The following is a 22,307-nucleotide window of genomic DNA, read 5'->3' on the forward strand; positions in this document are numbered from 1 at the left end:
GCTGTCAGATCCTAGCCGTCGTGCGCGACATTGAGCAGGTACTCCCCGTATCCCGACTTCAGCAATGGTTGGGCCAGGGCTTCGAGGGCGGTGGCGTTGATGAAGCCTTCGCGGTAGGCGGCGACTTCGGGGGAGCCGATGATGGTGCCGGTGCGTTTTTGGATGACTTCGATGTATGAGGAGGCTTCGCTCATGGAGTCGACGGTGCCGGTGTCGAGCCAGACGTCGCCTCGTTGGAGGCGTTGGACGTGGAGTTCGCCGAGGTTGAGGTAGGCGTCGTTGACGGCGGTGATTTCTAGTTCGCCGCGTTCGCTGGGTTGGATGTGGCGGGCGATGTCGATGACGCGGTTGTCGTAGAAGTAGAGGCCGACGACGGCGTAGTTGGATTTCGGGTCGGCTGGTTTTTCTTCGATGGAGAGGGCGTGCCCGGCGGTGTCGAATTCGACGACGCCGTAGCGTTCTGGGTCGGAGACTTCGTAGGCGAAGACGATGCCGCCGTGGGGGTTGCGGCATTGTGGGAGACTGCTGGTGAATTGGTAGCCCTCGAAGATGTTGTCGCCGAGGACGAGGGCGACGTCGTCGTTGCCGATGAAGTCGGCGCCGATGAGGAAGGCTTGTGCCAGGCCTTCGGGGGCGGGTTGGACGGCGTAGTCGAGCATGATGCCCCATTGGGAGCCGTCGCCAAGCAGCCGTTGGAAGCTGGGTTGGTCGTCGGGTGTGGTGATGACGAGGATTTCCCGGATGCCCGCCTGCATGAGGGTGGACAGCGGGTAGTAGATCATGGGCTTGTCATAGATCGGCATGAGCTGTTTGCTGATGCCCTGGGTGATCGGTGCGAGCCGCGTCCCGGATCCGCCGGCCAAGATGATGCCCTTCATGACAGATATCGTGCCAGGCCGTCGCGCCACGGGCGGGGAGCAAATCCCGTTGCTTCGATCTTCGTCAGATCGAGAGTGCTTATCGACGGCCGCGGGGCATGCGGTCGTCCCTCAAAGTACTGGGTCGTGCTCACCGGGTGCACGGCACCCGGGTCGTGGCCGAGGAGGGCGAAAGTCTCGCGAGCGAGCTCGTCCCAGGCGATCTCGTCGCCGGAGTTGCTGAGGTTATAGGTCCCGTACGCAGGTGTGGTGGCCAGGAGGTGGGCGATGCCGTGGGCGAGATCGTCGGTGAAGGTGGGGCGCCCGCGTTGGTCGTTGACCACGTGGGGTTCGACGCCCTTAGCGGCGAGCTGCGCCATGGTGTCCACGAAGTTGGTGCCTTCGCCGACGACCCAGCCGGTGCGGACGATGTAGTGGCGCGGGCAGGTGGCTACGGCGAGGTCACCGGCGGCCTTGGACTGCCCGTAGACCCCGAGCGGGCTGAGCGGATCGGTTTCGAGGTAGGGCCGGGTGGTTTCTCCGTCGAAGACGTAATCGGAGGACAGGTGCACGAGGGTGAGGTTGTTGTCGGCGGCGATGCGCGCCAGCTTCATGGGGCCTTCGGCGTTGACCTGCCAGGCGCGGGCTCGGTCGGTTTCGGCCCGGTCCACGTCGGTGTAGGCGGCGGCGTTAATGATCGCGGAGTACTGCCGCCACGGCCGCTCCGGGGGATTGGTGATGTCGAGTTCTTCCCGCGTGCAGAACTGCGCGTTGGGGAGGACGCGCCGCAGGGCGCGGCCGACCTGCCCGTCGGCCCCGGTGACGAGGACGCGGCGGGGCGGGAGGGGGGAGGCGTCGATAAGCGAAGGGTGGCTTCGGTCCTTACCGGAGATCTCCGTCGGCTCCAGGGGCCACTTGATGAGGTTGAGGTTGACGTTGGCGTAGTTGCCCTGCGGTGACCAATGGTCGTTGACCAGGTAAATGTAGGTCGTGGCATCCTCGAGAGCCTGGAAGCCGTTGGCCACGCCGCGGGGCACGAACACACCCGTCGCGGGGTTGATCTCGACCTCGTGGGTCTGGCCATACGTCGGTGACCCTTCGCGCAGATCGCACCAAGCGCCGTGGACGCGGCCCGTGGCCACCGAGACCAGCTTGTCCCAGGGCTCGGCGTGCAGACCGCGGGTGACGCCACGCTTGGCGTTGAAAGAGACGTTGCTCTGGACCGGCCGGAAATCAGGCAGCCCGGCGGCGAGCATCTTCTCCCGCTGCCAGTTCTCCTTGAACCAGCCGCGGTTATCGCCTCGGACGTCGAGGTCGATGATGAGCAGCCCCTCGATGGGCGTGTGATGAACCCGCATCTACTGTCCCCTCTCCGCGTAACCGGCTTCGATCTGCTCCTTCGCGGGCCGCCACCACTCTTCATGATCGCGGTACCAGCTGATGGTGTGGAGCAGGCCTTCCCGCATGCCGGTGTCCGTGTCGGTGTAGCGCGGCGCCCACCCGAGCTCGCGGCGCAGCTTGGTGGAATCCATGGCGTAGCGCTGGTCATGGCCAGGCCGGTCAGCCACGTGCTCGAAGCCCGGCGCGTCCATGAGTTCACAGATCAACGAAATGACCTGCTTGTTGTTCACATGGTCATTGTCGGCGCCGATGTTGTACGTCTCGCCCCTCCGGCCGCGCTCGAGGATGAGGTGGACGGCGGCATTATGGTCATCAACGTGAATCCAGTCCCGCACCTGCTCGCCCGTGCCGTAGAGCTTAGGCGTGCGGCCGGAGAGGATATTGGTGATCTGGCGGGGAATGAACTTCTCAATGTGCTGGTAGGGGCCGTAATTATTGGAGCAATTGGAGATGGTGGCGTTGAGGCCGAAGGAACGGATCCACGCGCGCACCAAGTGATCAGAGCCAGCCTTGGTCGCCGAATAGGGGCTCGACGGGTTGTAGGGGGTGGACTCGGTGAAACGCTGCGGGTCATCGAGTGCCAGATCGCCGAAGACCTCGTCGGTGGAGATGTGGTGCAGGCGCGTGCCGTGTCGGCGCACCGCCTCCAGGATCGTAAACGTGCCCACGAGGTTGGTATCAACAAAGGGGCGCGGATCCCGCAGCGAATTGTCGTTGTGCGATTCGGCGGCGAAGTGGACCACGATGTCGCTGCGCTCGACGAGGGAATCGACGAGCGGGGCATCTGAAATATCACCGACTACAAACTCCACCCGGGTGGGGTCGAGGCCAGCCAGGCTGGCACGGTTGCCGGCGTAGGTCAGCTTATCCAGAACAATGATGTGATCAGCGGGGTAGCGCTGCGCCGTCATGCGCACGAAATTCGATCCGATAAACCCGGCGCCCCCGGTGACCAGCAGTGTCCTCATGGTTGACCACTATACGTTGCCACTACGAGGCGGCAGGAGGTGTTGATGGGGTAGGTGTGATCCGGGAACCCCCACCCCGCAGTGCCGTGAGGTGGACGAGCCCACCGGCCACCGGGCCGAGGATGAGGGCCGTGCACACCCCGGCCTCAAGTGAGAGCGGGGCGAGCCAGAGGATGCCGAAGGACACCACCGAGGAGGTCACCCATCCGGCGACGTAGGCGCGGTGTTTTTCCTGCGCGAGCGTCGCCGTGCCGGTGACGATGAGCGAGCCAGTAAACGCCGACGCCAGCGTCAACGTGGCCAGAATCGGACCCGGTACCCACAGCCCTGCGGGGAAGAAATTATCCAAGATCCACGGGCCGATGAGCCACGCCAGTCCCGCGCCAACCAGACCCAGGGCTAGCACCCCGAGGATCGGCGTGACCAGCGCGCTGAAGAGACGATCACGCTGCTCAACAAACCGGACGATGAGCGCGGATTGGAATCGCTGCAACGGCACGAGAATGGGGGCGCGGGTAAACGTCACGGCGTTGATGATGCCGGCCACCGTGGCCACGGTCCCGGCGTCGGGGGCCGAGGTGGATTGGACGAACACGGGGAAGCCCGTGATCAATGCCGCCGAGGCCCCGGAGGCGAGCATGGCGGAGCCCACGCGACGGGCCAGCAGGGAGGTGTCCACGTCGACGGGGCTGGCGAGCTTCGCCCGCACCGTCGGCGACAGGCCGAGAACGATGAGCCAGCTCAACGCACCGATGACGGTGATGAGCACGAAGGCCTCGATGCCCCACCCCGCTTGCCACGCCGCCAAGGCGAGCAGCAGGCGCACGCCAGAATCGAGCGCGACCAGGCCGGCGTACTGCTTCCACAGGTTGAGACCTGACAGCACTCCGGAGAGCACCGATTGGAAGGCGTAGGTAAACAAACCGAAGGCGAGGAAGGCAGTAGCCATGGGCGTATCCACGTTCCCGCGCATGAGCGTGGGCATCCATAGGGCACCGACGATGAGGGCCACCACGAGGGTCGCCGAGCCGATGATGAGGCCCAACGTCCAGGGGCGCCCATTGCCGCGCCGGGTCGAACTTCGCGCCCCGGCGACCGCCCGGGTGGTTTCCTGCATGAGCCCGTCGAGGAAGCCGGTGGCGGCGAAAAACAACCCCCAAAAAGCCTGGAAGGCGGCTAACTGTTCAGTATCCCCCAGTGCCCAGGAGGCGACGTAGATGACGATGAATCCGGACAGCGCCGCGAAGACTGTTGCCAGGCTCAGTGCCCTCATCCGGGGAACTCGGGCAATTCTCGCTGGTTGAGCCAGGAGGCCCAGAGCTCTTCCACGGCCGAGTCCGCGATCCCCAGTTCCCGTGCCTCGGCCAGTACTTCCCGCTTGAGGTCGATAGGCTCCACGACGGAGTGGCGGCCCGCCGCGACGTAGCGGCGGAGCATGCGGAAGAAGGGGACGTCGCCAAGCAAGACCCGCAACGCGTGGACCGTGAGGGCCCCGCGCTTGTACACCCGATCGTCGAACATGTCCCGGGTACCGGGATTGGAAAGCAGAATGTCCTGAGGCAGGGCCTTGATTATGTCGTAGTGCTCCCGGGCGGAATCGGCGGCCGGGCGGCCGGCGGAATGCTCGAACCACAACCACTCCGCGTAGCAGGCAAAACCCTCGTTGAGCCAGATGTCATTCCATTGCGCCAACCCCAAGGAATTGCCAAACCATTGGTGCGATAGCTCGTGCGCGATGAGACGCTCCCACGCGTGATCCCCGGCGATGTGGTTGGCGCCGAAGATGGACAGCCCCTGGGCCTCGACGGGGATTTCCAGATCGTCCTCGCAGACCACGACCGTGTACGCGTCGAAAGGATAGGGGCCAAACAGGTCCGTGTACAGGTCGAGCATGGCGGACTGATCGCGGAGCTCCTCCGCGGCCTGCGCGCGCAACGGCGCAGGTACCCACGCCGTCACTGCCGGGCGCGTCGGGTCCTCCCGCAGCGCCAGCGAAACGTACTCGCCGATCTGCACGGTGGCCAGGTAGGTAGCCATCGGCTCGTCGATGCGGTACGTCCAGGTCGTGCGAGAACCCGAGGTCTGCTTGCCCGTGAGGGTTCCATTGGCCACGACCGCGTAAGGGCTATCCGTGGTCATCGACAACTCGTAGCGAGCCTTCTCGTCCGGGGTGTCATCGCAGGGGAACCAGCTGGGGGCGCCACAAGGCTGTGAGGCCACGAGGGCACCGTTGGTGAGTTCCTCCCAGCCGAGCCCACCCCACGCCGTGCGGATCGGGCGGGGCGTGCCGGCGTAGCGGATGGTGAGGGAAAACTCGGAATCCACCGGGATCTCATCGCGGAAGGTGAGGCGGAGCTTCCCGCCCGCCTGACGGAAGCGCTGCACCTGCACCGTCCGGCCCGCACTGCCCTGGGCCGTCACTTTGCTCACCCGCATGCTGGGGGCGAGGTCCAGCGTCATCGACGGCAGCGGCTTCCAATTGTCCAACCGCAACGTGGCCACGCCGCTGAGGTTATTCGGCCCCACCCGGTAGTTCAGCTCCAGGTGATAGGCCCGGACGTGGTAGCCGAGGTTGAAGTCGACCCCTGTGTAATCGTCGCGGGTACCGGGGATCGGAGTGGTGCGCAGCCTATGCAAGATCATCGTCCAACGATGCTACCCCTCGGGTGCGTCAGCGTCGCTCAAGCGCGGGACAAGCCGCTGGATAAGCCACGTGTAAATGAGCGATTCGACGCGAGCAACCTGCTCGTTGTCCGAGGCTCCGGCGTGCCCGCCCTCGGTGTTTTCGAAGTAGTCCACCGGCTGCCCGGCTTCCTTCAGCGCCTGGGCGAAGAGCCGGGCGTGAGCGGGATGCACTCGATCGTCCCGGGTTGACGTGGTGACCAGGGCCGGCGGGTAGGGCGGTGTGTCGGAGACATTGTGCAGTGGAGACCAGCTGTCGATGGCGGCCCGTTCCTCCGGGATGTCCGGATCGCCGTACTCGGCCATCCAGGAAGCACCCGCTGACCAGGTGTGATAACGCACCATGTCCGTCAGTGGCACCTGGATGACGGCAGCACCGAGCGCCTGCGGATACTGCACGAGCGCCCCGGCGGTGAGCAGGCCACCATTGGAACCACCCCGAATCCCGATGAGCTCGGGCGTGGCGTAGCCCCGTTCCACCAAATCGCGTAGAACCGCGTGGTGGTCTTCCCACACCTTATGCCGGTTGGTTTTTACCACCTGGGTGTGCCAGTTCGGCCCGAACTCCCCACCGCCGCGCAGATTGGGCTGGACGAAGAAGAAACCCTGCTCCAACCACGCGATGCCGCGCACAGCCGAGTATCCCGGGGTGAGGGACACCTCGAAGCCGCCGTAGCCGCCGACGAGGGTGGGGCGAGGTCCGACGGAGAAGTCTCCGGTGATGAAGTAGGGAAGACGGGTGCCATCGGCGGAGGTCACCCAATGCTGGCGGGTCTCCAACCCGGTGGCATCGAACAGTGCCGGCAGGTGGCGAACGGCTTCCGGGGTGGCGCCCTCTGCAAGGTCAAGCCGGTACAGGGTATCGGGTTCGGTGAAGGACGAGGTGGTGAGCCACACCTCGTCGCCGTCATGCGGGCTGGTGGCTACCACTGAGGCGGTGACCAGATCGGGGAGGGCGATGGGCCAGCCGGCCGCCAGCGGATCGCTCAGCGGACGCACCTCCACCCTCGTGGTCACATCGTCGAGCAAGGAGAGGATCAGGTAGTTGGCGGTAAAAGAGGTGCCCTGAAGGGAGATATGCTCCGTCGGTTCAAAAACGACCGTGATGGTGCGCTTTCCGTCGAGGAACTCATCCAACGCGATGACGCCGAGGCCACCGGCGGGGATGCCCGCGAAGGTCGTGCGCGGGGAGAGGAAAAGCCACTGCTGGCGGATGATCGCCTCACAGTCCTCCGGAATTTCCAGCACCTGCAGTGGCGAACTGGGGTCGAGCCCCTGCGCCACGCATTGGCGCGAGCGATAGAAGTCCAGTGCGCGGGAGACGATGATGCGTTCAAACCCGGGGGTCGTGTCCGCCCATGCGCCCACCGCCACGTCCTCGACGCGGCCGGAGGTGTAGACGGGGGCATCGGCGATGTCTTCGCCGCGGTGCCACACCCGCACCTGCGCGGGGTAGCCCGAAGCGGTCAGCGAGCCTTCGCCCGTGTCCGTGCCCACGAGCAGCGTGTTCCGGTCGATCCAGCTGAGATCGGACTTGGCTTCGGGCAGGTAGAAGGGCGTGTCGGTGACAAACTCCCCGGTGAGCAGGTCGAATTCGCGTACCTCCGAGGCATCCGCCCCGCCGCGCGAGAGCCGCACGAGGGCACGGTCGTAGTCCGGGGTGCGCACGTGCGCACCTTTCCACACCCAGCTTTCACCTTCTGCGCGCGCGAGCGCGTCGACGTCGATAAGCACCTCCCATTCCGGGGAAACCGTGAGGAAGGAGTCCAACGTCGTGCGCCGCCACACTCCGCGCTGATGCGCGGCGTCGCGCCAGAAGTTATAAAGATGCGGCCCGCGCCGCACGACATAAGGAATGCGTTCGTCGACGTCCAGCGCCGCCTTGATGCGTTGCTGCAAGGCGCGGCGTTCAGGCTGCTTATCGACGCCCGCCTCCGTCACCGCCGACCAGTCCCTCGCCCAGGTCAGGGCCTCGGGGGAATCAATGTCCTCAAGGTAGGTATCCATTACCGTCCGATATTAGACGCCACTAGACTCCCAAGCCTCGCGCGAAGGTGGGCCAGGAGTTCTCCAGGTCAGCTTCCCAGTAACTCCACGAGTGGGTGCCGACGTTATTGAACTGGAAGTGAGCGGGAATGCCAGCGCGGTCCAGCTTCGCCTTGAGATCATGGGTGCACTGGTTGGTCGCGGCCTCGATCGCCCCGCCTTCCACCTGCAGGCGAGTAGCGCCGATCGACGCGACCAGCGGGTCCGCGCCCTTCTCGATGTAGTAGCCCGGCATGTCCCTGGCGCCAGCAAACCCGGAGCCGTTAGAGACGTACAGCTCGGTGCCGCGCAGCTTATCGGCGTTGACCAACGCATCGTTGTAGCGGTTGTACTCCCCGCCCATCGGGCCCCACATCTGCTCCGGCGTGGCCCCGCCGCGGTTAACCGTCACCTGCAGGTATGCCCACGGGATCGGAGTTGAGGTGGCAGCACAACCGGAGAAGGAACCGACCGCGTCGTAGAAGCCTTGGTTGTGCTGAGCGAACAGCAGCGAAGTGGTGGCCGACATGGACATTCCGGCGATCGCCCGCTTGTCATTGGCGCCCAAGTAAGACTCGAGCGGTCCCGGGAGCTCCTTGGTCAGGAACGTCTCCCACTTCTGTGGGCCCTTGAGGTAGCGAGTATTGAGGTCCTGATCCACCCAATCCGTGTAGTACGAAAACGCGCCCGCCATCGGGATGACAACGTTGATGCCCTTGTCCAAGTAAAAATCGACGACAGACGTCTGGGTGATCCAGTCCGTGTTGGACTGCTCGCCGCCGCCGGCACCATTGAGGAGGTACAGGGTCGGAGCGTTGTGCACCGCAGCCTTGATCACCACCATTGGGATGTCCCGATCCATCGACGGCGAGTAGGCCTGAACCTCCTTCACCCTTGGGTTCTCGGCGGAAATCTGTTAAACCTTGGCCCGCCAATTCGGATCAGTTTCGGCAACGGGCGGAGCGGTCTCCGCGATGCGCGCCAAGTGAGCATCACCGGCGATCTGAGCCGGGGTGACCTCGGCGGCGAGGGCAACGGGTGCGGTGAACGCGGTGGCGGCGATGGACAAGGCCGCGAGGGGAGCGGCGATCCGGCTAAGAAGTGTCATAGCAGTTCATTTCTTGGTGGTTATTCGGCTGCCCACTGGAAGAAAAGCGAGGGGAGAGTACTCATCGTAACTGGAGCTTAAGTCGTGGAAAAAACGAAAAAACACAGAAGGCGCTGACCACCGTGCGGGGTGGTCAGCGCCTGCTTAAGCGTGATGTGTGTACTTAGACGCCCAATGCGCGAGCGTAAGTGGGCCAGGACTGCTCCATGTCCTCGATCCAGTAGTTCCAGGAGTGGGTGCCGGTAGCGCGCAGGTTGTAGTCCGCCGGAATGCCAGCGCGATCCAGCTTGGCCTTGAGGTCGTGGGTGCACTGGTTGGTAGCGGCCTCGATGACGCCACCTTCAGCAATGAGGGTCAAGGAACCCGCGGAAGCGATGGCCGGGTCAGCGCCCTGCTCGATGTAGTAGCCCGGCAGGTCCTTCTCGCCTGCGAAACCGGATGCATTGGAGATGTAGAGCTCGGTGCCGCGCAGCTTCTCAGCGTTGACCAGGGCATCGTTCTCGCGGTTGTAGGCGCCACCCATCGGGCCCCAGACGGTCTCCGGCTCGACGCCACCGCGGTTCACCGTGACCTTGCCGTACTGGTACGGCAAGAAGGTAGAGGTAGCCGCGCAACCGGAGAAAGAGCCAGCGACATCGTAGAAGCCGGGGACCTTCTGCGGGAGCAGCAGCGAAGAGGTAGCGGACATGGAGAATCCGCCGATGCCGCGCTTGTTGTTAGAACCGAGACGGGACTCGATCGGGCCCGGCAGCTCCTTGGTGAGGAAGGTTTCCCACTTCTGCGGACCGGACACGTACTTGGTGCCAGCGTTGGGGTCATGCCAGTCGAGGTAGTACGTGAACGCGCCCTGCATGGGGATGACAACGTTGACGTTCTTGTCCTCATAGAACTCCGCAGCCTTGCCGGAGGTGATCCAGTCCATGTTCTGCTCAGCGCCGCCAGCGCCGTTGAGCAGGTAGATGGTCGGAGCGCCCTGGGAGCCGTCCTTAGCGGTGATGACCGCCACGGGGATGTCACGGCCCATCGACGGGGAGAACACGTTGAGCTTCTGGATGCGGGGGTTGTCCTTCGTGCGCTGGATCCACTTGCGATCGCTGGCATCCATCTCAGCCTGAGACATTTCCTTGATGGTGCTCAACTGGGCGTCGCCGGCAATCTGGGCCGGGGTGACCTCGGAGGCGAGGGCAACGGGTGCGGTGAACGCAGTGGCGGCGATGGACAGGGCCGCGAGCGGGGCGGCGATCCGGCTAAGAAGCTTCATACGGTTCATTTCCTAGTTCGTATTCGATCCCCGCTGCTCGCCGGGTAAAGGCGAGGGAGGCTGACTGGGCGCGAACTCCACAGGGGAGGGTGGTGCACTCATTGTGTTTCATCGTAGTGACTGCCGGTGATGTTAACGGATAGATAAAGATGTCGCCGAATAGTGGGGGTGATCGAGCGGCCCGTGCCTCGGCGGTTGAGAAGGCGGTCTCCATTAAAGTTACCCAAGTTACTGGTGGTGCACAAGGGATTTATGTGTCATAATATTTCCAGTCTCGTCCCGTAACGAATTCCCGGGTTGGTTCGTTGAATCTCAATGGATCCCCTTTTCGGAGGGGTGGACGTTTCTGGATAAACCAACGACACCGTAGACAAAAACCGTAGAGAAAGAAGACTTCATGAACTTCAACGCCATCATCGAGCAGATCATCGTGGCCATCAACACCGTGCTTGGCCAGGCCGCGCACATGGGCTCTTCCGCATCCTCCAACGCAGCGCTCACCCTCGGCCTGATCTAGACGCCGCCGGTCGGCCGAGTGCCTCGTCCCTTCCCCCACGTGGGATAAGGGACGAGGCACTTTTCTGTGCCCGTGTTGTCGGCCTGTCGTTATCGCCCCGTCTCACCCCTCACGACATTCCCCAGGCAAGCGGTGACACAAAGATGGCGAGCACGTATCCTAGGTTTCGTGACTGAACATTATGACGTTGTTGTCCTCGGTGCGGGCCCCGGTGGCTACGTTGCCGCCATCCGCGCCTCTCAGCTCGGGAAAAAGGTTGCTGTTGTAGAAAAGCAGTATTGGGGAGGTGTCTGCCTAAACGTTGGCTGCATCCCCTCCAAGGCATTGCTCAAGAATGCCGAGGTAGCCCACATCTTTAACCATGAGGCCAAGACCTTTGGCATGACCGGTGAGGTGTCATTCGACTTCGGCGTGGCGCACAAGCGCTCCCGCCAGGTGTCCGCGGGCATCGTCAAGGGTGTCCACTACCTGATGAAGAAGAACAAGATCGACGAGATCGACGGTCTGGGATCCTTCGTTGACGCCAACACCATCGAGATCAGCGACGGCAAAGATGCCGGCAAGACCCTCACGTTCGATGACTGCATCATCGCCACCGGCTCCGTCGTCCGCTCCCTTCCGGGGGTAGAAATCGGCGGCAACGTTGTCTCTTATGAGGAGCAGATCCTCGATGAGAACCTGCCGGACTCCATGGTTATCGTCGGCGCCGGTGCTATCGGCATGGAATTCGCGTACGTTCTCGCCAACTACGGCGTGGACATCACCATCGTTGAGTTCATGGACCGCGTCCTGCCGAACGAGGACGCTGACGTGTCCAAGGAGATTGCTAAGCAGTACAAGAAGCTTGGCGTCAAGCTGTTGACCGGCTACAAGACCACCGCCGTGCGTGACAACGGCGACGTCGTTGAGGTGGATGTTGAGTCCAAGGACGGCTCCAAGTCCGACACCCTCGCCGTCGACCGCGTGCTCGTCTCCATCGGTTTCGCCCCGCGCGTCGAGGGCTTCGGGCTGGAGAACACCGGCGTCGAACTCACTGAGCGTGGCGCCATTGCCATCGATGATGAGATGCGCACCAACGTCAAGAACATTTACGCCATCGGTGACGTCACCGCGAAGCTGCAGTTGGCTCACGTCGCTGAAGCTCAGGGAGTCGTCGCCGCCGAGGTCATCGCTGGCGCGGAGACCATGGAACTCGGCGATTACATGATGATGCCGCGTGCCACCTTCTGTAACCCGCAGGTTGCTTCCTTCGGGTACACCGAGGCACAGGCTCGCGAGAAGTTCGCTGACCGCGAGATCAAGGTGGCTACCTTCCCGTTCTCCGCCAACGGCAAGGCCCAGGGCCTCGCCGAGACCGCCGGATTTGTCAAGGTTGTCGCTGATGCCGAGTTCGGCGAGCTCCTTGGTGCCCACATGGTTGGCGCCGGAGTGTCCGAGTTGCTGCCGGAGCTCACCCTGGCGCAGCGCTTCGACCTCACCGCTGAGGAAGTCGGCCGCAACGTGCACACCCACCCGACCCTGTCGGAAGCCATGAAGGAAGCCGTCGAAGGCATCCAGGGGCACATGATCAACCTGTAGCCTTCACGCCACAGCCAAAAAGGTGGGACCCCAACGGGGTCCCACCTTTTTTGTTTTTGTTGCGCTGCGGCTAGTTGTAGGGCGCGACGGAGGACCGGTGGGCGTCGATAGTGATCTCTTCATGGATCGGCGGGAACGCGCGCTGAGCACAATTCCCACGGGGGCACACGCGGCAACCAGCGCCGATGGGGGTGGCACCGGAGAGATCGTCGAGCTCGAGCCCCTCGGCATAGACCGTCCGATCCGCGTGACGGGCTTCGCAGCCCAGGCCGATGGCGAAGAGCTTGCCGGTATCGCCGAAGCGCCCGCGGTGATGGCGAACGGTGCGGGCAATCCAAAGATAGTTTCGGCCATCGGGCATCTGCGCTAATTGCCGCAGAATGCTGCCCGGGTTGGTAAACGTTTCGTAGATGTTCCACAGCGGGCACGTGCCGCCGGAATTGGCCAGGTGAAAGCCGGTGGCTGACTGGCGCTTGGACATGTTGCCGGCCCGATCGACGCGCACGAACGTGAAGGGGATGCCGCGCAGGTTCGGTCGCTGCAACGTAGAGAGACGACTGGCGACGGTCTCGTACCCCACTCCGAACACCTGGCACAGGTAGTCCACGTCATAGCCCGAGCGTTCGGCTTCGTTGTGGATGGTTTGATACGGCAGCAAGATGGCGGCGGCGACGTAACTGGCCACACCCCTGCGGGCGAGGTTGGTCGACGCCTCCGAGGTGAAACGCTCTTCGGCGACGAGGGATTCGATCTCATCGCTGGTTTCCAGATAGGCCAGCTCCATGCCGAGGCGGAAGGCACGCTGGCCGGTGTTGAGACGGCTAGCCAGCTCAAGGTGCCCGGTGTCCCGGTTGAGGCGGTGGAGCATGCCGCCTAACTCGCCGGACGTCGTGATCTCGATGCCATGCTTGTCGCGCAGCCGCTCGGCGATGGCTTCCTCGGTGCCGCGAATATCAAAGCGCTCCACCCCCAGGCTGGCGGCAATGCCCTCGGCGGACGTATCTAGGGCGTCCAAGTAATTCTGGCGGGCATAGAAAAAGTCACGCACCTCGTCGTGGGGCATCGACAGGGCCTGCGCATTCGGACTGCTATCCACCAGCGGAACGTTTCGGCGCGTGTCTGTGGCGATGGACAATTTATCGCGGACGTTGCGGTAACGGCGGTGCATATCAACCATCGTGCGGGCGATGGCCGGGTGGTTATAGACCAACTCTGATAACTCTTGAAGCTCGACGGGATTGGGGCACAGCTCCTTGTCCAGGACGACGTCCTGGATCTCGGCGAGCAGCCGGGAATCGTCGTCGCGGGAGAAAAACGTTGCGTCAACGCCGAAGGCCTCCGTGATGCGCAAGAGCACGGGGACGGTCAGAGGTCGAACATCATGCTCGATCTGGTTGACATAGCTGGCAGATAGGCCGAGAGTCGACGCCAGTGAGGCCTGGCTGAGGTCCCGTTCACGTCGCAGCTGGCGGAGCCGCGATCCCACGTAGGTCTTTCCCATGGAGGTCATAGTAGCGTGATGTGCTTCACTAAATGGCTAATCTGCAAACTTTGTGTGGAAAACATTCCGCAGTCCGCAAAGCTTGCGTTGGTGGGGGTGTTCACCTGGGCGCCTGTGGTACCTCGCCGAAAGTTTGACACCTTACGGGGTAGGGGGATGTGCACGGGGTGTGGTGCGTGATCAACTTCACAGGCAGGGCCGAAAGTTGCCTTTTCCGCACATTGTGCCTGTAAGCGTGGTGGCAGGGGCAATATTCACTTTTCTGCACTAAGGGCACCCTTGCCTAAATGTTTGCACTTGCGGCGCGTCGAACGGGCGTCGAGCGCGAATCCGAATGCCCAAAAGTGGTTCCCACCGGGGGTGAAGCCGTAAAGTATGAGCGACACTGGAGGTGCCATGACTGTTAAAAACGCAGACCGGGACGCAATCGTCCACGGCAAGATTACAGAGAAGCCGCTGCGCGAGCGGCCGTCCTACCCGAGCTGGGCCATCAAGCTCGTAATGGCCATCACTGGCCTGATCTTCGGACTCTACGTCCTTGTTCACATGGTCGGTAACTTGAAGATCTACATGCCCGATCACGGCGGCGTTCCCGCCATCGATGAGTACGGACATTTCCTCCGTACCATGGGCGCCCCGATCTTCCCGCAAGAGACGATCCTGTGGATCTTCCGCATCGTGCTGCTCGTCTCGTTGGTTCTGCACGTTCATGGCGCGTTTGCTTTGCACGGCCGTTCTCGCACCTCTCGCGGCAAGTTCGCCCGCACCAACCTCATGGGTGGCATCAACTCCTTCTCCACCCGCACCATGCTGGTCACCGGCATCGTCTTGCTCCTCTTCGTGATCTTCCACGTCTTGGACCTGACCATGGGTGTGGCACCCGCCGCCCCGGATACCTTCGCCCACGGCGAGATCTACGCGAACCTCATCGCCAGCTTTAGCCGCTGGCCCGTCGCGCTCTTCTACATCCTCGCCATGGTTGTCCTGTTCCTGCACCTGTCCCACGGCATCTACCTCGCCGTGTCTGACCTGGGCATCACAGGCAAGCGCACACGTCAGATCATGCTCGTCATTGCCTACCTGGTTCCGGCGATTGTCATGATCGGCAACATCTCGATGCCGTTGTCCATTGCACTTGGCTGGCTCGGTTAAGTCCGGAAGGGAATCTAAAACATGAACCATATCGAGACTGCTCCTCGCCCCGAGTTCCAGCACCCGACCTCCGTTGTTGACGGTGTTGTCCCCGGTCGCGTCCTCGACAACGCAGAACCCGTCGGCGTGCCCACCAAGGACATGTGGGATTGGCAGAAGGACCACATGAACCTGGTCTCTCCGCTCAACCGCCGCAAGTTTGAAGTCCTCGTCGTCGGTACCGGCCTCTCCGGTGGCGCAGCAGCAGCTGCCCTCGGCGAACTGGGCTACAACGTCAAGGTCTTCACCTACCACGACGCCCCGCGTCGTGCGCACTCCATCGCCGCCCAGGGTGGCGTCAACTCCGCCCGCGGCAAGAAGGTCGACAACGACGGCGCGTACCGCCACGTCAAGGACACCGTCAAGGGCGGCGACTACCGTTGCCGCGAGTCCGATTGTTGGCGCCTGGCCGTCGAGTCCGTCCGCGTCATCGACCACATGAACGCCATCGGCGCTCCCTTCGCTCGCGAGTACGGCGGCACCCTGGCCACCCGTTCCTTCGGTGGTGTCCAGGTCTCCCGCACCTACTACACCCGTGGACAAACGGGCCAGCAGCTGCAGCTGTCCACCGCCTCCGCTCTGACCCGCCAGATTGGCCTCGGCAACGTGGAGATCTTCACCCACGCTGACGTGGTCGACCTCATCGTCACCGAGCGTGATGGCGAGAAGCGCTGCGAGGGCATTGTCACCCGTAACCTCATTACCGGTGAGATCACCCCCTTCACCGGCCACGCCGTCATCCTGGCCACCGGTGGTTACGGCAACGTCTACCACATGTCCACGCTGGCCAAGAACTCGAACGCGGGCGCCCTCATGCGCGCCTACGAGCTCGGCGCCTACTTCGCCTCCCCGGCCTTCATCCAGTTCCACCCGACCGGTCTTCCGGTCAACGCGACCTGGCAGTCGAAGACCATCCTCATGTCCGAGTCGCTGCGCAACGACGGCCGTATTTGGTCCCCCAAGGAGCCCAAGGACGACCGCGACCCGAACACCATTCCGGAAGAGGAGCGCGACTACTTCCTGGAGCGCCGCTACCCGGCATTCGGTAACCTCGTCCCCCGCGACGTGGCTTCCCGCGCCATTTCCCAGCAGATCAACGCCGGTCTCGGCGTGGGCCCGCTGCACAACTCGGCGTACCTGGACTTCCGTGACGCCATGGAGCGCCTCGGCCAGGACACCATCCGTGAGCGTTACTCCAACCTCTTCAAGATGTACGAAGAGGCCATCGGCGAGGACCCCTACTCCAGCCCGATGCGTATCGCCCCGACCTGCCACTTCACCATGGGTGGTCTGTGGACCGACTTCAACGAGATGACCTCCATCCCCGGCCTGTTCTGTGCCGGTGAGGCCTCCTGGACCTACCACGGCGCTAACCGCCTGGGAGCCAACTCGCTGCTGTCTGCGTCCGTTGACGGCTGGTTCACCCTGCCGTTCACCATCCCGAACTACTTGGCCAATTACCTCGGCCAGGATGTTCTGCCGGCGGACTCCCCGGAGGCCGCTGAGGCCGTTGATCGTGCACAGGCTCGCATCGATCGCCTCATGAACATCAAGGGCGAGGACCCCCACGGCCCGGATCACTACCACCGCATTCTCGGCGAGATCCTGTACTTCGCTTGTGGTGTGTCCCGTAACGTTCCGGACCTGCAGGATGCCATCGTCCGGATCCGTGAGCTGCGCGCTGACTTCTGGGCTAACGTCCAGGTGCCGGGCGGGCAGGACTACATGAACCAGGCTCTCGAGTACGCAGCCCGCGTTGCTGACTACATCGACCTCGGCGAGCTCATGTGCGTCGATGCCCTCGACCGCGATGAGTCCTGTGGTGCTCACTTCCGTGATGATCACCTTTCTGAGGACGGCGAGGCAGAGCGCGACGACGCAAACTGGTGCTTCGTCTCTGCATGGGAGCCGGCCGGTGAGGGCAAGTTCATTCGCCACGCTGACCCCCTCTACTTCGAATCGATCCCGCTGCAGACAAGGAACTACAAGTAATGAAGCTGACACTTGAGATCTGGCGTCAGGCCGGACCGACTCACGAGGGTGCCTTCGAGACCGTCGAGGTCCCGGATGCAGTGGCTCAGATGTCGATCCTGGAACTGCTCGACCATGTCAACAACCGACTGATCGATGAGAACAAAGACCCCTACATGTTCGCCTCGGACTGCCGCGAAGGCATCTGTGGCACCTGTGGTCTCACCGTCAATGGCCGTCCCCATGGCCCGATGCAGAACACCCCTGCTTGCCAGCAGCGCCTCACTGAGTTCCACGACGGCGATGTGATCAAGCTGGAGCCGATGCGTTCCGCCGCCTTCCCGGTGATCAAGGACATGGTCGTTGACCGTTCCGCCCTGGATCGCGTGATGGAAAAGGGTGGCTACGTCTCCATCAACGCCGGTACCGCACCGGATGCAGACACCCTGCACCAGAACCATCAGACCGCCGAGTTCGCCCTCGACCATGCTGCCTGCATTGGTTGTGGCGCGTGCGTCGCTGCCTGCCCGAATGGTGCTGCGCACTTGTTCACCGGTGCCAAGCTGGTCCACCTCTCCCTCATGCCCCTGGGCAAGGAAGAGCGTGGCCGCCGCGCCCGCAAGATGGTCGACGAGCTGGAGACCAACTTCGGACACTGCTCCCTCTACGGTGAGTGTGCAGATGTCTGCCCGGCTGGTGTCCCCCTGACCGCTGTTGCTGCCATCACCAAGGAGCGCGCTCGTGCCGCTCTCCGCGGCAAGGACGACTAAGCTCGTTGGAAAACGAGTTTCGAGAGACGAAAGCGAGTAAAGCAATGTCATCAAACAACTTCGCAGTTGCTGACCAGGCTTCCGAGAGTTTCCCCAACTACTCTCCCAAGATCCAGGATTCCTACATCGAGGGCTACGACCCAGTATCTCTGGGCGCGGCGCACTCCTCGTTGGAGCGCACCTCCACCTGGCTGGGAATGGGCCTGCTGCTCACGTCCCTGGCTGGTTTCGGCATCATCATCTGGGTTGCCGCAACCTACCTCTGGCCGGAAGGCGTGGCCGTGGCGGATTACAACCTCACCATGTACCTGTGGATTGGCGTGGCCGTCGCCGCAGCGTGCGTAGTTGGTGGCGCTTTCTTGATCCACCGTGGTCGTCGCTACTACCGCGAGTACCGCAGCACCACTGGTCGCCGCAACTAGCAGTAACTAGCAGTACTTAGCATTCGTCGCTGACGTCTCTCGACCCCGAACCCGCCCCTGCACCATGATCGTGCAGTGAGGCGGGTTCGCTCGATTCCGCGCAACTCACACGTAGGCTGGCGGCGTGCGTAGAAATCTCATCATTATCCTCGTCAGCCTTATAGTCCTCATCAGTTCGCTCAGCCTCGTGCCCTACGCGATCGAGCTGCTGTGATGACCAATGATCGTGTCCGGCCGTTCGAGTGGGCCCGCCGGACGGCCAGCGGGCTGGGGGATTCATAATGGAAACCATGGCTACACACACCACCAGCCCCGCTACGCAGGTCCTCTCTGGCCAGGTGCCGGGACCCAGCCCTGAGGTTGAGGCGGAGCGCCGCCGGACGCTGCGTAATCACAAGATTTTTGTTACCGGCCTGCTGGTCGTTGCTGCCATTATTTTCCTCGCGTGCAGCTGGTGGCAGAGCCGGCCTGAGGGCGCACCGGTGTGGGTGGGCTACGTCCGGGCTGCCGCTGAGGCCGGGATGATCGGCGGCTTGGCGGACTGGTTCGCCGTGACGGCCTTGTTCCGTTACCCGCTGGGTATCCCGATCCCGCACACGGCGATTATCAAGCGCAAGAAGGACCAGCTGGGCGATACTCTTTCGGAGTTTGTGGGGGAGAACTTCCTCAATGCGGAGCTCATCACGGAGAAGGTTCGTTCGGCGAATATCCCGGAGCGGATCGGCGAGTGGCTCTCTGAGGAAGACAACGCCCGGAAAGTCTCGCGGGAGGCAGGCAAGCTCACTGCTAACGCGTTGCGGGCGATGGATCCGAAGGATGCGGAGGCGCTCATCCAGTCGCAGCTCATCGATCGGCTCACCGATCCGGAATGGGGACCGCCGGCAGGGCGTTTGCTGGCCGATTTGGTCGAGGATGGGCGGACGGAGCCGGTGGTCCAGGAGGTGGTGTCGTGGGCGCATAAGAAGGTGCTCGGGATGGAGGACACCGTGGTCACGCTCATCGATGAGCGGATGCCCACCTGGGCGCCGAAGTTTGCCAAAGACCTCGTCGGCGCGCGGGTGTACAAGGAGATCGTCGCCTTTACCACCGCGGTGGCCAACGATCCTGAGCATGAGGCCCGGCAGTCCATCCGCCGCTTCCTCGGCGATTTGGCCGATGATCTGCAGCACGACCCGGCGATGATCGCGCGGGTGGAAGGCATGAAGCAGGATCTGTTGGGCTCGACGCCGCTGCGGGACGCGGCGGCGACCATCTGGGCGTCGACAAGCGCTTCTCTTATTGAGGCGGCGGAGGATGAGCATTCCCTCCTGCGCACGAAGGTGGAGGAGCTGTCTTTGACGTGGGGGACGAACATTCGGACGGACCCCGCCCTGCGCGCCAGCCTCGATCGCCGCATCACCGGGGGAGCGGCATTCCTCGCCGATAACTACGCGGGGGAAGTCACCGCCATCATTTCGGAGACCATCCAGCGCTGGGATGCCGAGGAAGCGAGCGACAAGATTGAGCTCATGGTTGGCAAGGATCTGCAGTTCATTCGCCTCAACGGCACGATCGTCGGTGCACTCGCCGGACTTCTTATTTACACTGTGAATCACCTGCTCTTCGGAGCTTAAACCGAGAAAATCAGCGCCACTTCAGGAGGCCGCACCGATATGACTACCCCGGACGACAAGAATAATTCGCTGCTCGATAACCTGCGCGAGCCTTTCCAGGCGTGGGTCACGGCGGGTTCGCGCCTCGGCGACGTGGTGACCGATTTCGCCGATCATTTTAAGCAGGACCGCGAGAATGCTGATCTGGACGCTGGGGCCCACGCGGAGCACAGCCCGGTGGATGACGCCGAAAGCTCGGTTGGTCGTTTCAAGGCAGCGTCCCAGGAGGCCCGGGAGGGTCTGTCGGCGGCGTCGAGCACGGAGGATTACAAGAAGGTGACCGCCACCTTCGCCGGCCGCGCCGAGGAGATCCTGCGCGATGTGGCTGCGTCCACCCGTCGGGTCGCGGAGGAGACGAAGGATTCTGCTGCTGTGACGGATGCCAAGGCTGCCTTTGGTACCGCCGTGGCGTCGGTGAAGGAGAGCTTCGATGACGCGGTGGCTCAGGCTCGTTCCCGCCGCGATGCCAGCGCTGATGAGGAGTCGATCCTCGATGATTTGCGTTCGCGCTTGGATGACCTCATTGGTCGGGCGAAGACGGCAGCACCAGAAGCACCGGCCGAGCCAGCGGAGTCAGCCGAGGAGAAGGCACCGCCTATGATTGACGGCGAGGTCATTGACACCCCTACCGATCACAAGGATGTTTAACCCCTTCTCATGGACATTTCTCAAACTCTGATCCTCGGCTACAACATCGTCGAGCGAGTGCTCTTCCTCGCTATCGCGCTATCTGGCTTGGTCGGCGCCATCTTTGCCGGTACGACGCGCGATGACGCGTACGCCGCGGCGGACCGTCAATCGAAGTTGATCTGGGTCGGTATCCTCATCGCCTCCGCCCTCGTGGTGGCCACTGGAGTGCCGTTCTTGTCGTGGGTCGGAATCGTCGCCATTGGCGTGTTCTGGTTTGACGTCCTGCCGCACATGCGGCGCCTCATCAGTGGCGCTGGCGGCTGGTAGAGCTGTGAGGCAAGATGATGTGGCGTGGCTTCGCGGCCACGCCTTTCTTCTGCTTGTCGACGTCGCGATGGACACCGCCGCCGTCCGGCGCGGCGTCGTCGCCGCCCGCGAGAGCGGGCTCGCCGGGGTGGTGGTCGCCCCGTCCCATCTGTCGGCAGTGGGGGATGTCGGCGACCTCACGGTTGCGGCCGTCGTGGGCTTTCCCACCGGCCGTCACCATAGTTTGGTCAAAGCCGCAGAAGCTCGCCTCGCCGTCGCCCAAGGAGCGACGGAGGTGTGGGTGAGCCCCGATATTGGGGTGAGCGATCTCAATACCTTGTTGGCTGAGTTCGTTGCTGTGCGTGAGGCGGTTCCCCCGCCGGTGCAGTTGGGCATCGTCGTTGAAACGGGCCTGCGGGATGAGCAGGCAATCCACTCAATCGTGCAGGCTGCCGCTGTGGCGGGGGCCGATCGAGTGGTTACGCAAAGTGGCTGGTGGCCCGATGAGGGGACCGAGAACCCACCGCTTGGTGGTCAGCCGGGGGTCCGGCTGACGGTGGCGGGCCTGCACAACCTCGACGAGGTGCTCGGCGCGCTGGAACGCGGCGCCGACCGAGTCGCGATCGCTGACCTCGGGGTCGTCCTAGAGGCCTGAGATGGTCCCGCTGGAGACCTCGCTGAGCCGGACATTGTTGCCCGTGAGGGTGAGGCGAACGGCGTTGTCGAGCACCTCAACGTTGTCGAGGCGCATGCCCTCGGAGGTGGCTTCGGACAGGCTCTGCTTGAGGGAATCGGTGATCATCGTGGTCACCTGCTCGGGCAAATCGAAGCCGAATAGGGTCGCCCCCATGGCCTCGAAGGAGAGGGCGCCGTCCTGGGGGACTGGGCGGAGCCGGAGCTGGGCAGCCCCGTCGGTGAACTCGACGTCGATAGTGTTTTCGCTCGGGTTGGACGTGATGTCGGTGACCTTGATCAGCTGCTGCATGAGCTGGGCGCCCACGTTGGTATCACCGGAATCCATCTGCTCGGCCATGGAGATCTGCACGGTGGCCAGCAGGTAATCATCCGGCACCTCCGAGACGGCACGCAGGCTCGCCGCGACCGGGTTGTTCGGGTCGGAGATGGACAGATCCGTCAGGGACAGGTGGGCGGCGGGCTGGCCCTTGATCTCAGGCAGTGCGTCCTGGTGAAGGATCTCCAGGGTGGAGGGGGTATCAATGTCCACGGACTTCACGTTGCCGGTCAGGACGGAGAAGACCAGCGGGGTGGCGCCGAAGGAGATCGAGGGATCCTCGGTCACGGCGACGCCGTTGGCCTGGGCGTCCTCCCGGAAACCATCCCGGAGCTGATTACCGATGAACCAGCGCAGACCGAACTCCGCCACCAGCAGCACAACGAGGATGGCGACGAGGATTCCGACGAGGAATTTCCATACGAGCGAAGAACCAGAGGAACGAGGCATGCCCA

General features: G+C 63.2%; 18 protein-coding genes and 1 pseudogene. 9 read left to right on the forward strand and 10 right to left on the reverse strand.

The window, feature by feature from the left end:
- Positions 1-11: 11 nt before the first annotated feature.
- The 8 genes and pseudogenes from rfbA to CTEST_RS01430 all read right to left on the reverse strand — a co-directional run bounded on the left by rfbA (position 12) and on the right by CTEST_RS01430 (position 10,302).
- A complete protein-coding gene (gene rfbA / locus CTEST_RS01395; protein ID WP_047252213.1) occupies positions 12-878 on the reverse strand; it encodes a glucose-1-phosphate thymidylyltransferase RfbA in 867 nt (288 codons plus the stop codon).
- The gene (gene rfbD, locus CTEST_RS01400; protein WP_047252214.1) at positions 875-2,215 is read right to left on the reverse strand and encodes a dTDP-4-dehydrorhamnose reductase; all 1,341 of its coding nucleotides are present in this window, start codon (positions 2,213-2,215) and stop codon (positions 875-877) included. The genes rfbA and rfbD overlap by 4 nt, the downstream gene beginning before the upstream one ends.
- Positions 2,216-3,226, reverse strand: a complete 1,011-nt coding sequence (gene rfbB / locus CTEST_RS01405; RefSeq protein ID WP_047252215.1) for a dTDP-glucose 4,6-dehydratase — start codon at positions 3,224-3,226, stop codon at positions 2,216-2,218. It abuts the gene before it with no gap.
- Between the two features lie 22 nt (positions 3,227-3,248).
- Positions 3,249-4,499 (reverse strand): polysaccharide biosynthesis protein, encoded by a 1,251-nt coding sequence (locus CTEST_RS01410; RefSeq protein WP_047252216.1) that lies wholly within the window; start codon positions 4,497-4,499, stop codon positions 3,249-3,251.
- Positions 4,496-5,869 (reverse strand): M1 family metallopeptidase, encoded by a 1,374-nt coding sequence (locus CTEST_RS01415; RefSeq protein WP_047252217.1) that lies wholly within the window; start codon positions 5,867-5,869, stop codon positions 4,496-4,498. The genes CTEST_RS01410 and CTEST_RS01415 overlap by 4 nt, the downstream gene beginning before the upstream one ends.
- Before the next feature lie 12 nt (positions 5,870-5,881).
- Positions 5,882-7,915, reverse strand: coding sequence for a prolyl oligopeptidase family serine peptidase (locus CTEST_RS01420; RefSeq protein WP_047252218.1), 2,034 nt, complete (start codon positions 7,913-7,915; stop codon positions 5,882-5,884).
- A gap of 22 nt (positions 7,916-7,937) precedes the next feature.
- A pseudogene (locus tag CTEST_RS01425) lies at positions 7,938-9,041 on the reverse strand (alpha/beta hydrolase).
- Positions 9,042-9,204: 163 nt separating this feature from the next.
- Positions 9,205-10,302: an alpha/beta hydrolase gene (locus CTEST_RS01430; protein WP_047252219.1), complete on the reverse strand. Its 1,098-nt coding sequence runs from the start codon at positions 10,300-10,302 to the stop codon at positions 9,205-9,207.
- Positions 10,303-10,987: 685 nt separating this feature from the next.
- On the opposite strand from CTEST_RS01430, the gene lpdA reads away from it, so the two are divergent.
- A complete protein-coding gene (lpdA, locus tag CTEST_RS01435; protein ID WP_047252220.1) occupies positions 10,988-12,397 on the forward strand; it encodes a dihydrolipoyl dehydrogenase in 1,410 nt (469 codons plus the stop codon).
- Positions 12,398-12,467: 70 nt separating this feature from the next.
- On the opposite strand, the gene ramB is transcribed toward lpdA, so the two are convergent.
- Entirely contained in the window at positions 12,468-13,898 is a 1,431-nt protein-coding gene (gene ramB, locus CTEST_RS01440) for an acetate metabolism transcriptional regulator RamB (protein ID WP_047254139.1), read from the reverse strand.
- A gap of 396 nt (positions 13,899-14,294) precedes the next feature.
- Here ramB and CTEST_RS01445 point away from each other — a divergent pair, with 396 nt between their 5' ends.
- From CTEST_RS01445 to CTEST_RS01480, 8 genes are all read left to right on the forward strand, one after another.
- Positions 14,295-15,050 carry a succinate dehydrogenase cytochrome b subunit gene (locus tag CTEST_RS01445; protein ID WP_047252221.1) on the forward strand — a complete coding sequence of 252 codons (756 nt, stop codon included), beginning with the start codon at positions 14,295-14,297 and terminating at the stop codon, positions 15,048-15,050.
- Positions 15,051-15,071: 21 nt separating this feature from the next.
- Positions 15,072-17,081 carry a fumarate reductase/succinate dehydrogenase flavoprotein subunit gene (locus CTEST_RS01450; RefSeq protein WP_047252222.1) on the forward strand — a complete coding sequence of 670 codons (2,010 nt, stop codon included), beginning with the start codon at positions 15,072-15,074 and terminating at the stop codon, positions 17,079-17,081.
- Entirely contained in the window at positions 17,081-17,830 is a 750-nt protein-coding gene (locus tag CTEST_RS01455) for a succinate dehydrogenase/fumarate reductase iron-sulfur subunit (RefSeq protein WP_047252223.1), read from the forward strand. The genes CTEST_RS01450 and CTEST_RS01455 overlap by 1 nt, the downstream gene beginning before the upstream one ends.
- A gap of 44 nt (positions 17,831-17,874) precedes the next feature.
- On the forward strand, positions 17,875-18,252 hold the full coding sequence (locus CTEST_RS01460) for a hypothetical protein (protein ID WP_047252224.1): 378 nt from the start codon (positions 17,875-17,877) through the stop codon (positions 18,250-18,252).
- Between the two features lie 281 nt (positions 18,253-18,533).
- A complete protein-coding gene (locus tag CTEST_RS01465; protein ID WP_047252225.1) occupies positions 18,534-19,865 on the forward strand; it encodes a DUF445 domain-containing protein in 1,332 nt (443 codons plus the stop codon).
- Between the two features lie 39 nt (positions 19,866-19,904).
- A complete protein-coding gene (locus tag CTEST_RS01470) occupies positions 19,905-20,552 on the forward strand; it encodes a CGLAU_01105 family protein (protein WP_047252226.1) in 648 nt (215 codons plus the stop codon).
- Positions 20,553-20,561: 9 nt separating this feature from the next.
- A complete protein-coding gene (locus CTEST_RS01475; RefSeq protein ID WP_047252227.1) occupies positions 20,562-20,861 on the forward strand; it encodes a DUF2516 family protein in 300 nt (99 codons plus the stop codon).
- Between the two features lie 4 nt (positions 20,862-20,865).
- Complete coding sequence (locus tag CTEST_RS01480) at positions 20,866-21,495, forward strand: hypothetical protein (protein WP_144413195.1); 630 nt, start codon at positions 20,866-20,868, stop codon at positions 21,493-21,495.
- Here CTEST_RS01480 and CTEST_RS01485 read toward each other — a convergent pair.
- Entirely contained in the window at positions 21,484-22,302 is an 819-nt protein-coding gene (locus CTEST_RS01485) for an LmeA family phospholipid-binding protein (protein ID WP_052844408.1), read from the reverse strand. The genes CTEST_RS01480 and CTEST_RS01485 overlap by 12 nt on opposite strands.
- Positions 22,303-22,307: the final 5 nt, after the last annotated feature.

The organism is Corynebacterium testudinoris, from assembly GCF_001021045.1.
GTDB lineage: Bacteria > Actinomycetota > Actinomycetes > Mycobacteriales > Mycobacteriaceae > Corynebacterium > Corynebacterium testudinoris.